The organism is Microcoleus sp. K1-B1, from assembly GCF_036704705.1.
Lineage (GTDB): Bacteria > Cyanobacteriota > Cyanobacteriia > Cyanobacteriales > Microcoleaceae > Microcoleus.
Map to the genome: position 1 here is coordinate 17,886 of NZ_JAUBSH010000049.1, position 14,885 is coordinate 32,770.

General features: G+C 48.8%; 10 protein-coding genes. 8 read left to right on the top strand and 2 right to left on the bottom strand.

Going from position 1 to position 14,885, the window contains the following annotated elements:
* Positions 1–136: 136 nt before the first annotated feature.
* Positions 137–1,822 carry a DUF1565 domain-containing protein gene (locus tag QUA83_RS18195; protein WP_333294905.1) on the top strand — a complete coding sequence of 562 codons (1,686 nt, stop codon included), beginning with the start codon at positions 137–139 and terminating at the stop codon, positions 1,820–1,822.
* 804 nt (positions 1,823–2,626) lie between these two features.
* Here the strand turns inward: QUA83_RS18195 and QUA83_RS18200 are convergent.
* Positions 2,627–3,304 carry a peptidoglycan-binding protein gene (locus tag QUA83_RS18200; protein WP_333294907.1) on the bottom strand — a complete coding sequence of 226 codons (678 nt, stop codon included), beginning with the start codon at positions 3,302–3,304 and terminating at the stop codon, positions 2,627–2,629.
* Here QUA83_RS18200 and QUA83_RS18205 point away from each other — a divergent pair.
* From QUA83_RS18205 to QUA83_RS18225, 5 genes are all read left to right on the top strand, one after another.
* The gene (locus QUA83_RS18205) at positions 3,296–3,622 is read left to right on the top strand and encodes a hypothetical protein (protein WP_333294909.1); all 327 of its coding nucleotides are present in this window, start codon (positions 3,296–3,298) and stop codon (positions 3,620–3,622) included. The two genes, QUA83_RS18200 and QUA83_RS18205, sit on opposite strands and share 9 nt — an antisense overlap.
* A gap of 28 nt (positions 3,623–3,650) precedes the next feature.
* Positions 3,651–5,594, top strand: a complete 1,944-nt coding sequence (locus QUA83_RS18210) for an SdrD B-like domain-containing protein (RefSeq protein WP_333294910.1) — start codon at positions 3,651–3,653, stop codon at positions 5,592–5,594.
* Positions 5,595–5,775: 181 nt separating this feature from the next.
* Positions 5,776–5,976 carry a hypothetical protein gene (locus QUA83_RS18215; protein ID WP_333294911.1) on the top strand — a complete coding sequence of 67 codons (201 nt, stop codon included), beginning with the start codon at positions 5,776–5,778 and terminating at the stop codon, positions 5,974–5,976.
* Between the two features lie 276 nt (positions 5,977–6,252).
* Complete coding sequence (locus tag QUA83_RS18220) at positions 6,253–8,847, top strand: SdrD B-like domain-containing protein (RefSeq protein WP_333294912.1); 2,595 nt, start codon at positions 6,253–6,255, stop codon at positions 8,845–8,847.
* Positions 8,848–9,244: 397 nt separating this feature from the next.
* The gene (locus QUA83_RS18225; protein ID WP_333294913.1) at positions 9,245–10,105 is read left to right on the top strand and encodes an SDR family oxidoreductase; all 861 of its coding nucleotides are present in this window, start codon (positions 9,245–9,247) and stop codon (positions 10,103–10,105) included.
* 544 nt (positions 10,106–10,649) lie between these two features.
* Here the strand turns inward: QUA83_RS18225 and QUA83_RS18230 are convergent.
* On the bottom strand, positions 10,650–11,678 hold the full coding sequence (locus tag QUA83_RS18230; protein ID WP_333294915.1) for a hemerythrin domain-containing protein: 1,029 nt from the start codon (positions 11,676–11,678) through the stop codon (positions 10,650–10,652).
* Positions 11,679–11,980: 302 nt separating this feature from the next.
* On the opposite strand from QUA83_RS18230, the gene QUA83_RS18235 reads away from it, so the two are divergent.
* Both QUA83_RS18235 and QUA83_RS18240 read left to right on the top strand, forming a co-directional pair.
* Positions 11,981–13,246 carry a pitrilysin family protein gene (locus QUA83_RS18235; RefSeq protein ID WP_333294916.1) on the top strand — a complete coding sequence of 422 codons (1,266 nt, stop codon included), beginning with the start codon at positions 11,981–11,983 and terminating at the stop codon, positions 13,244–13,246.
* A 260-nt stretch (positions 13,247–13,506) separates the two neighbouring features.
* Complete coding sequence (locus QUA83_RS18240) at positions 13,507–14,775, top strand: pitrilysin family protein (RefSeq protein WP_333294917.1); 1,269 nt, start codon at positions 13,507–13,509, stop codon at positions 14,773–14,775.
* Positions 14,776–14,885: the final 110 nt, after the last annotated feature.

Consider the following 14,885-nt stretch of genomic DNA (forward strand, 5'->3'; position numbering starts at 1 on the left):
GTCTTTAAACTTCGATCACGAAAACCCGACACGAAACACCGGAGGCGAAACTCGGATCACAGATAAGTTGCGTTTTTTTATGCTGATTTACTTACAACAGACCTGGTGCAAAGAAAATCGATCGCAAAAATCTTGTTTGAGTTCTTGCCTTTTGCTCGTTTTTGCCAGCACCGCCCTTTGCAACCATCAACCGTCAGTTATCGCTGCCGGGATACCGGGAGTGCAGCTACATTCTCAGACGCCGCAGAGCGACATCAACATACTGTACGTCAGCTCGATCGGCGGCAGCGACACGGGGGGCAACGGCAGCGATCAAGCTCCGTTTAAAACCCTTACCTACGCCTTAAGCGTGGCCCCGCCCAAAACAGCGATTTTGCTAGCGCCCGGTACTTACAGCGAGCAAACCGGCGAAAAATTTCCATTAATGCTCAGGCCAAGCGTGACAGTTCAGGGAAATCCCAACACTCGCGGTCAGAATATTGTCATCAAAGGCGGAGGATACTTTATCAGTCCGACTTCGGCGGGTCAAAATATTGCGATTTTAGGCGCAGATGGGGCGGGACTCAGCGGGGTGACGGTGACGAATACCAACTATCGGGGTTACGCTTTGTGGATCGAATCGAGTTCTCCGACGGTTGTCAACAATACTTTTTCTGGCAGCACTCACGACGGCATTTCGGTAGTGGGTACTTCCAGGCCAACGATTGGCGGGAATGTTTTCTCGAAAAATGGAGCTAACGGCATTACGATTTTTGGGAGTTCCCAGCCGGAAGTTCGAGATAATGTGTTTGAAAACACGGGATTTGGAGTGAATGTAGCGCAGAACGCTTCGCCTCTGCTCATCGGCAACAAAATTACTCGCAATAAGGATGGCGTGGTGGTGCAAGCTGATGCTAGGCCTGTGCTGCGTAACAATTATATCGAGAGTAATCGGCGGGACGGAATTGTGGCGATATCGAGATCTCTGCCGGATTTGGGAACCGCTGCCGAACCGGGGGGCAATGTCATTCGCAACAACGGTCAGTACGATGTGAACAATGCGGCAAAAGGTCAAGTAATCCCAGCTTACGGCAATCAATTGTCGAGCAGCCGGACGACGGGTTCGGTTGATGTGGCGGGAACTTTTACCCCTGGGCCAATGGGGGGAAGTGCTTTGCAGCTAAGGGCCGATCGACCTCCCAGCATCGGTGGCCCAGACACTTCTCTCCCTGCTTACACTCCCGGACGGCTAAGCCCCAGAGTTGAAAGAGCGCCACTTCCCCCGCCTGCGCCCGTTTCAAGGCGACCGGTGCAAAATCGATCGACACCGCCAAGCGCTCAGTTGCAGCAAGAGCTTTCTGGGAGGAATGCCGCTGCTTCATCGGTAGCCCAAGGGGCGATCGCAATACCTGTACCCGATCCGAATTATCGATCGGTTTCGGAAATTTCGGTACAGCAACCAATTATTCCTCCCAATTTTGATAGTTCGATTTCGGTTTCTTCCGAGGGTAGATTGCCAGTTCCGGGCCGCAACATTCCGATCGGAAGGGGCGGCTATGTACCTGCTGCTTTAGGGGGGAATTCTTTGCCCGATGCCGCGGATAATTCACCGTCATTCGATCTACCGTCTGCTTTGGGTTTGCGCTATCGAGTTGTGGTGGATGCCAACAGTTGGGGCGATCGACAAAAAATGCAATCCCTCGTTCCCGGTGCTTTTCGCTCTTTTTCCAGCGGACGACCCGTGATGCAAGCCGGTGCTTTTCGGGAACGCGAAAAAGCTGAGGAATTGCTACAAATGCTCAACGCTAACGGTTTGAATGCTCGAATTGAGGAGATTAAATAGTTATTGGAAATTGGGCATTGGGCATTGGGCATTGGGCATTGGGCATTGGGAATATCTTTTCCGGCTAAGCTGTTCGGCATTTAAAGGAGCTTAACCAATAACCAATAACCAATAACCAATAACCCACAACAAAATTTTAGGGCCTAGCATATCGGATGCCAGACCCTAAAAAGTTTGTAAATTCAGTTGATTCAAGTGGGTTTTTAGCTCTGCTGAGTTTCAGCAAACTACAACTAAGGTGGACTTTTTTGCAACTACTCTGCAGACGAGCTAGCTATCAGCGGAGTCTATTCAGACTTCTGTGTTTGACTGTGCGATCGCAACTTTTGATTCATGCAATAGCCTCAAGCTATCTAACAAATACCGAGCGCAATGTCAACCTTTCTTTGCTAATAAGCTACACGGTTCAGGCGTTGCCTGCGGACTAGAGCCGAGCGGGACAAATACTCTAATTCCAAATTTTTTATCCAAGTTTTTTGTGCTTCTTGGTTTTGCCCCTCATGTTTTTAAGTTAACACCAACTCCGCACATAAAAACACTTTGTTTACCAAACTTGACACTTTTTGACCTGCAGAAATACTCCCGAAATCAATTATTAACAATTTGTAAAATTACAATGTCGCACAATGTGCAGTTGGTCAATAAAATCTAGGACTTAGGTAGAAACCGGGTTTTTTTACCAAAGTACGGCGTTACATCGACTATGCTAGGCCCTAAAATATTGAAGTTTTGAAGTAGCAAGCAGTCTTTGGCTGTTAACACCGAACAGTCATTAGTCAACAGTCAACAGTCAACAGTCAACAGTCAACGCAGCAGAGCTTCCCAAGTAGCGCGGCCGACAATGCCGTCTGCTGGCAGTTGATATTGTCGCTGAGCCGCCTTGACAGCAGCTTGAGTTTCCGGCCCAAACACGCCGTCAGCACTCACCCGCAAAAATCCCTTGGCCCGCAGCCGCTCTTGCAAATCTCTGACTGCCGCCCCCCGCATTCGTCTTCTTAAAACGGGAAAATTGGTTGACTGCGCTTGGGGGTTAATCTCTGAGTTGTTGGCAGTTACAGGAGCGTTGGCTATGGGGTTTTCGATCGCGCTCGGAGCTGCAGGAAACAGCCGGTTCCAAGTATCTTGACCGACTATGGCGTCGGGAGGCAGGCCTGCTGCTTCCTGGAACTGAGACACAGCTCTAGCGGTGCTTTGTGAGAAAATCCCGTCTACAGTGCCAGTGTAAAAGCCCAATAATTTAAGAGCAGCTTGGAGTTCGATCACTTCCGAGCCGCGGCTGCCCAATTTGATTGCGGGGCGGACGATCGCACCTGTTTGAGCGATCGGGCTGTTGCTGTTACTCTGTTCGGAGGTAGGTAGCTGTGCGACAGCAGGAGTAGGGGCGATCGAGCCTATTGCCAATAAACCGCACAAACTCCAGCCGAAGAGCAAACTCGGAACCTCGCGGGCTTCATTCCAGCTTGCTGTCAAGTTTTGGGACATTGGGAATTCGACCTCTGCAAAACTGGTAGCGATCGTACATCAAATCTGGAAAAAATTGGGAATTTCGGCCACGAGCAATCTACGGGATTTAACCGATGGATGTTAAGCCAACAAGTCAAGCGTGAAGTTCGGCAACGCATTGGCAAGGGAGAATTTAACGGATGGATGTTAAGCCAACAAGTCAAGCGTGAAGATTTTTCCCACTCTCCCCCTCTCCCACTCTCCCACTCTCCCCTTCCCTTTCCTAAAAATAATTTATCCCCTGAAATAGCTGCAATTGGCAAAAAAACTGCTAGATTGCCCTACAGAAAACATTGAACCGCGTTCATTGGGCCCCAGCAACACCATGTCCGAATCCACCCCCACCAGAATTGCCAGCCAAATAGACATCGGCAACGTCAACATCGGGAACTTCCAAGTCGGCAGCATCAGCGGCACTAAATACAACGATTTTAACGCCAACGGCCTCCCTGATCCCGGAGAAGTCCCCATTCCCAACTGGCAAATCTACCTCGACCTCAACAACAACGGCCAGCCAGAATTTAACGAACCTTCCACCGTCACAAACGCTCAAGGCAACTACATCTTCGCGAACCTGCCACCGGGCACTTACCAAGTTAGGGAAGTCCAGCAGCCGAACTTTCGCCAAACTACCCCAAATCCCGCACCCATCACAATTACCAGCGGCACAAACGCTGGCAATATCAATTTTGGCAACAACTTTAACGCAGGGACGATCGCAGGCACAAAATTCAACGACATCAACAACAACAGCAACCGAGATCCCGGAGAACAAGGGCTAGCTAACTGGCAAATTTACCTCGACCTCAACCGCAATAACAGGCTCGACGGCGGCGAACCTTTTACTTTGACAAACGTTGAAGGCAATTACGCTTTTGTCAATATTCCTGCAGATACATATTTGGTGAGAGAAGTCCAGCAACCGGGTTTTCTCCAAACCACGCCTGACCCCGGCCCGGTTAACGTTACTTCCAACGCCACTGTCAACAACATCAATTTTGGCAATGTCTTTTTTGTCGGCAGCATCAGCGGTCTCAAATACAACGACCTCAATGCCAATAGCGTCCGAGATGCGACAGACCCCCCTCTGCCCAACTGGCCAATTTACATCGACCTCAACGGCAACAGCAGCTTTGATCCGGGCGAACCCAATACCATCACAAACCCGCAAGGCAACTACACTTTTGCCAATGTTTCTCCCGGCCGATATTTGGTGAGGGAAGTTCAGCAACCCGGATGGGTACAGACTACGCCAAATCCAGGCCCGATCGACATCACCGGCAATACCAACGTTGTTGGCGTCAATTTCGGCAACAATTTTCCTACTGGCAGCATCAGCGGCTTCAAGTTCAACGACCTCAACGCTAACGGTATCAACGAACCGACGGAACCGAGAGTTGCCAACTGGCCGATTTACCTTGATTTCAACAACAACGGCAGTTTAGATCCGGGCGAACCTTCGACTTTAACCAACCCCGAAGGTAATTTCTCTTTTATCAATTTGCCTCAAGGGACCTATGTGGTCAGGGAAGTCCCGCAGCCCGGTTTTCGACAAACCACACCAAATCCGACTCCAATCACCGTGGGCAACGGCACAAATGCCACTAATCTCAGCTTTGGTAACGTGTTGGTGACAGGCACCATCAGCGGTGTGAAATTTAACGATTTTAACGCCAACGGCCGCCTAGATCCGGGCGAACCGCCGATCGCCAATACTCAAATTTACATCGACCTCAACAACAACAGCAGTTTAGATCCAGGCGAAGCGAGTACCTTAAGCGACGTTCAGGGCAATTACAGTTTCCGTAACGTTCCGGTAGGTAGTTATGTTGTCCGCGAAGTTCCGCCGGCCGGTTTCATTCAAACGACTCCGCCTGCGCTAGTTGTTGTCTCGGCAGATATTCGGGCTAGCCAAATCGATGTGGTGACGGGAGATGTGGTGACGGGGGAGGCTGAGGGTAGGGTGGCTAAATCCTTGAATCGCGACCCGCTGACGAATGCCAGCAGCTATGCGGCCGAACCTGCAGCCAATAATATTGGGGCAGATATCTTGCCTTTGAGTTCGGATGGTGAGACTTATCGAATTAGTGATTTGTTGGTCGATCGACCTATTGCGAATTTAGGCAATATTCCTAACTTTGGGCAAGAGAATGTCGGTATGGGTTATAATGCACAATTCGGTGAAATTGTCAACAAAAATGAATTAATTAAAGGGGCGATCGGGCACTTGGTCAGCACTGTGGCTGCGAGAGATTTCTCGATTATGTAGGGTGACACAAAGCTCGATCGCCCGGAATCTCAAACCGCAGATAAAAATCAGGAAGAGGTTAAAGGGCGATCGCGTGATACCCTATTGTTGGCAACCTCCAACACTCAAGCCTAAGTTCCGGCAAATCCGAAGCTGGCTTGTATATTGGGTGCAAGATTCAGAGGCAGTAGCATCTCTGTGAGTGAGAAACTATCAGGTAATTCCCCCAAACCCGATCGGCGTATTTCCAGACAAAGCAAGTCATATCAAGTCCGGTAGCTTGATCGGTGCTGCTTCTCTGTCCTTGGCAATCCCAGACGATGCGATCGTCAAGCACAGCGAACCAGGACAAACAAGAACGATGCCGCCGGACTCGATCTCAGGGGGGAGAAGTCAGTCTTAGGCTTTTGAAAGCTCGAAACAGCAAGTATGTACGGACAGAGAAGGCGTGCAAATCGTGAAGATGTTGCCCTCAAATTGCCAGGGTTCTTCAAAACCTGATATACTTGCCAGCGACAAAGCTTGAGGCATTGTTGTGTGAGATGGGAACATTACCTCAAGTGCAGACGTATGTAAAATCGAGTAGCGGTTGTCAGCTATTAGTAAAAACTACTCAGCAAGTTACAACCCATACAGTAGTCTGTAATTTACGTGGATTTAGGTGTGAAGGAGAGAAATCATGACAGATAACGAAGAACGCTTTTCCCAGCAATTACAGCCAGTTGTGGTTGGGAATGCTGGCCCGGCAATTTTAGGGATCAAGTTCAATGACTTGAACGGGGATGGGATCAGACAGGCAAATGAATCATGGACGAGCCCACTACCACCTATCACCATCCTCCTGGAACCAGCAAACAGCAGCAACGGTGTATTTGATGCTGGTACTGGCGAAGTCTCAACCACAACGGACGCTAACGGCGCGTTCTCATTCATAAATCTTATCCCTGGCAACTACGTACTCACGGAAACCGCAGTACCTCCTGGTTTCCGGGCTACCACTCCCAACCCCCTCGCAGTCACTGTCGGCAACACAAATGCTAACGTTTTCTTTGGCAACACCGCAGTTACAGGCAGCCGAATCGTTGGATGCAAATACCTAGACATAGATGCCGACGGCTTCCGAGATGGAAATGAACCGGGCATTAAAAATGTCAGGATCTATATTGATTCAAATGGCAACGGTCAACGCGACGCAGGGGAACAGAATACTTTAACAGACAAAAATGGTGCATGGTCGTTCAACGTAGCACCCGGAACCTACAAGATTCGGGAAGAACGGATCAGACGACAGATTAATTCTGTTACCGGACTAGAAATTAATGCTACGGACGCAGAACCCTTAGAAACACAAGATTTTCCCCAAAGCACTCCCCCCGGCAACGTTCCCGTACTGGACGTGACGGTAGCAGCAGGTCAAACCTTTGCCTGCGCTCAAGTTGGCGATACTCCGCTCTATCAAATTGAAGTTAACAAATTTCGAGACATAGACCGCAGCGGCACGCGAAATGTGGTTAATGGAGTCTTGGAACCCCCCATTGCCCGAGTACCGTTTATTTTAGATGTGAACGGGAACGGTCGCTGGGATGGAGCTGGCTCCGAACCGATAGCCATCACAGATGCGAACGGAGTAGTTACCTTCAAGGATTTGCGAGCTGGCGATTACAGAGTGTTGGAAATTTTTCCCAGTGTACTGCCTGCAGAAGTAGGTGGCGGTGCCCCAGGAAACCTCAATGCTCCAGTAGCAACCACTCAAAACCCCGCTCTAGTTTCGGCACCAGGGCCGCAGGCACGATTCCAGGGTACCATCAGCAAAGAGCAACCGCTGCTAGTAGCAGACTCAACCTACACGCTGAAACCAAACGACCCTAAATTCGTAGACTCCAACCGCGACGGCGTTCAACAACCAGGTGAAAGATCGATCGCCACCACTGGTGAGCGGCCGATTTTTGCAGCACCAGTTACAACTTTACCAGCCACCAACCCCCAACCATCACTTACCTTTTCTCCGGTTGGAGCTACTCAGGGTATTGGCAGTAATGCCGGTGTGGGCAACACTCTACCAATCATCAATGTCTTCAAATACAACGACTTGAATGCCAACGGTCGCTTTGAACCAAATCAGGGTGAAGCGCCAATTAGTGGTATCACCGTCTTCCTCGACACCAACAATGATGGCACTCCCAACACTGGAGAACAGCAACTGATCACAAATGACCAGGGAAGAGCTGCCTTTACCAACTTGGCACCGGGCAACTATGTCGTCCGAGAAGTGGTACCGCCGAATTTCTCCCCTTCTACTGCTGATCGCGTCGATGTTACCCTCAATCTTCAGGACGCCAACGTTACCTTTGCCAACACACCTAACAGCAATATCACCGGGTGTAAGTTTGAGGACTTCAACCTGAACGGTTATCGAGATGGAAATGAGCCCGCTATTCCTGGTGTCACCATTTTTATCGATAGCAATGGTGACGGTCAGTTGCAAGCAAATGAACCCACCACTATTACCGATCAGTTTGGTACTTTTGCATTCAACAATTTGCGCCCCGGCAATTACAGCATTCGAGAAGTAACGCCTCCTGGTTACTTCCAAACGACTCAACCAGTAGATGTTGTTCTGGGTGCGAATCAAACCTTTACTTGCGCTTTGGTGGGTAACTCTCGCCGCTATGACCTCTTGGTTCCTAAATTCCGAGATGACAACCGCAACGGTATAAAAGACGGAAGCGAACCTCCCCTTGCCGATGTGCCTTTCACTTTGGATTTCAACGGCAACGGCCGCTACGATGCTGCAACAGAACCGCTGGTCAGAACTGATGCTGCTGGGATTGCTCGGTTTAATAATTTGGCGCCAGCCACTTACTCGGTTTTGGAAGTCTTCGATACTCCGGGCGTTCCCAACAATTTCCCGATCCGAACTGGGCCCAACCCGGTTAGCTTTGACGTGCCGGGCCCTAACACAGTGCCTACTGCGGTGGCACCGACGCCAACAGCGACAACCGATCCGTTGACTGGCGGCACGGGTGTGGTAACTGGTTCTAGCATCCCCGATCCTCTGAATAACCCCGATCGTTCAGCGGCGGCTCTCGTACAGGACAACAGCTTGCTTGCACCTCAGAGTGCAGGTATTAGCAGCTTTGTTCCTGACCCCAACCTCGAACGCGAGGTGAAGTCGCTGGTTCTATCGTTTTTAAAAAGGAACGGTCTAGAGGAATTACCGTTAACTCCTCCAAATCCTCTAACTCCTCAGAAGGCTGAGGGTGCGTGGTTTTAATGTTAAGTTGGGTTTCTAGTTCGAGACTCAGCAATTAACAGTTAAGTTGTTGAAAAAGCACGTCAAATGATGTTTTGGCGTGCTTTTTGCTGTTGTGATAATAATTAGAGGCTCGCGGGCCGATTTATGGATTTCTTGAATTACCGGAAATATTTTTCGTGAAACCCGCCTCTACAACAAATATATCCCGATGCTCGTAGGGGCGCGTTTTACCGACAATCTTTGAGGAAAACTCACAATTTATATAAATCCGCCCGCCACAATCATGGGCTCGGCTGACGGGTTTATTTATCTCTTTAATTACTGTCTTTAGTCGTAGAGCGCGATCGGCAAAAAGAGCGATTCCCTAGTGACAGAAAACCTTTATTTATAGAGGTAGAACTTAGAGGAATTTTTTATGCCAACCGAACAGAAGATTAATCCGGCTCAACATCAAGAACAACAACCCGGTATTGAATCTCAAATGACTCCGCAACCTCAATCCTTCGCGGAGGGATATCGTGGTAGCGACAAATTGCGGGACAAAGTAGCCTTAATTACTGGCGGAGACAGCGGTATCGGGCGTGCGGTGGCCATCGCCTTTGCCAAGGAAGGCGCTAACGTGGTCATCAGCTATCTTAACGAAGATGATGATGCTAAAAAGACCAAAGAGGCGATCGAAAAACAAGGCCGGCGCTGTATTGCGATCGCTGGCGACATCGGCGATGAAAGCGTCTGCCAAAACCTTGTAGAACAAACAGTTAAAGAATTCGGCCGCCTCGACATCCTCGTCAACAACGCCGCCGAACAGCATCCCCAAGAAAGCATTGAAGACATCACCGCCGAACAATTAGAGCGCACCTTCCGCACCAACATTTTCTCAATGTTTTACCTCACAAAAGCCGCTCTCAAACACCTCAAAGAAGGAAGTACCATCATCAACACTACCTCTGTCACCGCCTACAAAGGCAATCAACAATTGCTAGATTACTCCTCCACAAAAGGAGCAATTGTTGCCTTTACTCGCTCCTTGTCTCAAAGTTTAGCTGAGAAAGGAATTCGCGTCAACGGAGTCGCCCCCGGCCCGATTTGGACGCCTCTAATTCCTGCAACTTTCTCTGAAGAAAAAGTGGAAAAATTTGGTGCAGACACGGCTTTGGGACGCGCCGGTCAACCCGATGAAGTTGCCCCCAGTTACGTATTTTTAGCTTCAAAAGATTCGTCTTACATGACTGGTCAAATTTTGCATCCCAACGGCGGTTCTGTGATTAACGGATAGATTTGGCGCGAGTTAATATATAAATAACCGCATTTTGTGGGGGCGACTTTCACCCACAATCTCTGACTATAACTCACAATCTAAATAAACCCGCCCCCACAACCGCGTTACCTAGGGCGGGTTTATTCATTTTTTTAGTTAACTCAAATCCGGTAGCATCGTCGGGCGTATAATCTGCGTTAATCTGTGTTGATCTGCCCTTATCTGCGGTTTAAAAAAGATAATTTGTTAACCGCAGATGACAAAGGATTGACGCTGATTCACGCAGAGGTCGAGAATAGATAGATGAATAATTCCGATGCTAACAGATTTGATATAGCCTTTCTCAGAAAGATGAGGTACTCATGGGCATAGGGCATAGGGCATAGGGCATAGGGCATAGGGCATAGGGCATACCTCACTTTTTTGAGAACCGCTATATTAGTTTTTGAACATTGGTGAGTTTACACAAAACAGTAATCCCGCCACCTTGGTAGCGGGATTGATAGGTTGCAGTTTAGCTAGTTTTGAGCTCGCCTAGAGCTACAATTAGCTCGCTGCTGAATTAGCTCAAGTTAGCCATTTCTTGCTGGATGGTGCTTTTGGCTGCTTTGAATTGAGTAGCCATTTGTTCCATTTGTGCTTCGCTAAAGTTGCGGCGAATTTGAGGGAACATATCGTTTTCTTCTTCTTTTACGTGATCCTGAACCGCTGTTTTGAGCAGTTTGATTTGGGCTTTGAAATCAGAAGAACTGGGGTTCATTGACTTAATCTTGGCGAGCATTTGCTTCATTTCTGCTTGCTCGTCGTACAGCTCTTGAGTGTTGCTGTAGTAGGTACGAATTGCTGGGTAAACAATTTGTTCTTCTGCTTCTGCGTGGACGCTTAAATCTTTGTACAACTGACCGAAGAATTCTTGCAGTTTTTTCGGGTCGTCGGTTTTTTCGATTTCCATAAATAGGGTATCGGCTTTGCGGTGATCCATGGTGATGATTTCGGTGATGTTCATCTCATCTTTGGTTCGGGTAACTGCACCGCCGATGATGCCAGTCATGGCTGCCATTGCATCTTGTACGCGAGCCCAAACGCCTTGGTCGGGGTCTTTGCCGGTCAGTTCGCGCACGCCTAAAATTTCGAGAACTCCTTTGAGTTGTTCTTGGTGAGCGCGGTTCTCAAAGTTAACTGTATTTAGCGGGGTAATGGCGGCTTCAATGTCGGCGCCGACTACTTGGGCGGCTTTGTGAATTAACAAGCCGGCCATTGTTTGTTTGTGTTTGAGCAGTTCGTGCTGAGCGACTTTTTCAAACATGGTCAGTTCAGAACCTTTCATGAGTTTCTGAACTTCTTCAATCATTTTTGTGCTGGTTTCTTTGGGCTCGGCTTGAATGCCGTATTGCACGATCGTAGTTTCTAATACGCCCAAGTTTTTGCGATCGTCTTCGAGCATATCCCGGAAGCGCTGGGCTAGTTCGGAGTCGTTGCAGGAATTGATGAACAATTGCTCGTTGGCGATCAACAGGTTTTGCAGCGCTTTCATGTCTGCTAATTTAGTTGCGATCGCTTGGCGCTTGGTATCTTCTAAGGTAGCTACCATCTGTCGTTTCTCCTCTCAATGTCTTTAGTGTTCTTACATCTCTTAATTTATTGATATATTCTGATAACATCCTCTTTCTCCCGACTGATTCATTAATATCCCGCGCAACCTATTGACTTTTGAGCAAAAAAAGGGTAAGTATTTGAGACTGCTTGAAAAAAAGCAAAAAGCAAAAAATAACTGATGAGTAAGGATTGATGGCAGATGAGTGATGCTTTCTGTATCAATTAATCCCGATCGCAGAGCTGGAAAGCGCTACCATAGTTGCAGCCGAAGTTAACTAAAGTTTAAGAATAACTAGCTTGTCTCAACTGCTCACTGCTTTAGAGTTCCCAGCCACTGTCTGGAAGCTGAATAATGGGTTAACGGTCATTCACCAGCGGATTTCGGCCACACCGGTGGTCGCGCTAGACGTATGGGTGAGGGCTGGCGCTACGCTAGAGCCGGATTCTTGGTCGGGAATGGCTCATTTTCTAGAACACATGATATTTAAAGGGACGGATTCGATCGCCCCTGGAGAATTTGACCAGGTAATCGAAAATCGCGGCGGTGTCGCCAATGCAGCTACAAGTCACGACTACGCCCATTTTTTCGTCAACGCTGCGGCCGATTATTTAGCAGAAACAGCGCAGCCGCTGGCAGAATTGCTACTGCGCGCTTCAATTCCCGATCAGGAATTCGATCGCGAGCGAGATGTGGTGCTAGAAGAAATCCGCCAAGCTCAAGACAATCCCGATTGGCTGGGTTTCCAAGCCATGATGGAAACAGTTTACCAGCGGCATCCCTACAGGCGATCGGTACTCGGCACGGAAGAGCTGCTGATGTCGCGAACTCCCCACGAAATGCGCTGTTTTCACAGATCGCACTATCAGCCGGAAAATATGACTGTGGTGGTAGTCGGGGGAATTGATGAACAACAGGCCAGAGATGTTACGGAGAAAGCATTCGAGCAGTTTTCGGATCGGTGGGATTGTCCCAAATTAACCGCTGAGGCGGAACCGCCACTGATAGAAATTCGCCGTCAGGAACTCGGCCTCCCGCGATTGGAACAAGCGCGGCTAATGATGGCCTGGACAGGCCCGGGAGTTGAACACTTGCAAAGTGCTTGCGGCTTGGATTTGCTGTCGGTGTTGCTCGCAGACGGGCGGACTTCGCGTTTAGTCAGGGAACTGCGGGAAGAATTACAATTGGTAGAGGCGATCGACAGCACTTTCTCGTTGCAACGGGAATCGAGTTTATTTACTATCACTGCAGTCTTGGAAGCGAAGGATGTCGAAGAGGTGGAATCTCGGATTTGCGATCGGCTTTGGGAATTGCAGTCTGAGCCAGTTTCCGAAGTAGAATTGCTCCGCTGTAAGCGTTTGCTGTGCAACGATTTTGCTTTCTCGCTCGAAACGCCGGGACAGCTAGCGGGTCTTTACGGATATTACAATACGATCGCCAGTGCCGAATTAGCGCTTAGCTATCCCACGAGGATTAAAGCATTTGGGCCCTTAGACCTTCAGCGCCTAGCTCAACAATATCTCTCTCCCCGACGCTATACAGCCGTGGTACTCAAACCAATCTAATAACGGTTGACGGTTGACGGTTGACGGTTGACGGTTAATTGAAACAAGGTAAAAGAAGACTTGCAACTAAAACAGCAAGAGCGATGGTTACATTAAGTCATGATCGTTTTAAGCATATGCCATACAAAGTAGATTTAGGTGGATTCCTAAATTTACCGGCTTAAATGTATCTGTTACTGTGGTCAACAATCAATAGCCAACAGTCAACAGTCAACAGCCAACAGTCAACAGTCAACAGTCAACAGTTAACAAAGAATTCAATGAACAATGAAATCCAGCGCACGGTTTTAGACAACGGTATTGTTGTCTTAGCAGCAGAAAATCCAGCAGCAGATATTATTGCAGCTAGGATATTCCTGCGGGCCGGCAGTCGCTACGTGCAGCCGGAACAAGCAGGATTGTGTCACTTGCTGTCGGCGGTAATGACTAAGGGAACCGATCGACTGTCTTCGCTGGAAATTGCCGAGCGTGTAGAATCGGTGGGAGCGAGGTTGAGTGCCGACTCTACTACAGACTATTTTTTAGTGAGTTTGAAGACGGTTTCTGCGGATTTTGAGGAGATTTTGGAGTTGGCGGCGCAATTGACGCGATCGCCCACTTTCCCGGAAGCTGAAGTCGAACTTGAACGCCGCATTGCCATATCAGCAATTCGATCGCAGCAAGAACAGCCGTTTGCGATCGCCTTCGAGCAATTGCGGCACTCGATGTATCAGGAACACCCCTATGCTTTCTCTCCCTTGGGCACGGAAGCTACGATGTCAAAGCTCACCAGAAACGATCTCGAACAGTTCCACAAAACCTATTTCCGTCCCGATAATGTAGTTATTTCTGTAGCCGGCAGAATCTCGACCGAAGATGCGATCGCCCTGATCGAGCGAACTTTTGGGGACTGGAAAGCGCCTTTAACACCCCTGCCAACTTTAACCGTCCCCCCCCTGTCACCCTCCCCTCAATCGGTCGTTACGGCGCAAGATACGCAGCAATCAGTGATTATGCTGGGCTACCTCGCACCCTCTGTCAGAAATCCCGATTACGCAGCGATTAAGTTGCTGAATACTTATTTGGGTAACGGTTTGTCGAGCCGGTTGTTTGTGGAATTGCGGGAAAAGCGGGGCTTGGCTTACGACGTTTCCGCGCTGTACGCGACGCGCTTGGACACGGCTCAGTTTGTCGTGTACATGGGTACGGCGCCGGAAAATACGGCGACTGCTTTTGAGGGATTGCGCGCAGAAGTCGATCGACTCGCCAACATCCCACTAAGCGAGGAAGAATTGCAAGCTTGCAAGAATAAAATGCTCGGTCAATATGCTTTAGGAAAACAAACTAATTCGCAAATTGCCCAAGTTTTAGGTTGGTACGAAATTTTGGGATTGGGAATTAAATTTGACCAGCAGTTTCAAGAAGAAATTGCACAGGTGAGATCTTTAGAAGCGCGGGATGCTGCTAAGAAATACTTCATCGAACCGTATATTTCTTTGGTGGGCCCGGAGGCGGCGATTACAGAGTTAGGTGTAGTGGCTGTTTGTTAAGTAGGAAATTGGCGATCGAACTTTTCACAAGTTCGATCTGTTTAGTCAATAAGCACGCATAGAGGCTGGTGTGCTTCTCAGACACTGGCAGCAAGCTGAAACTCTCGTAA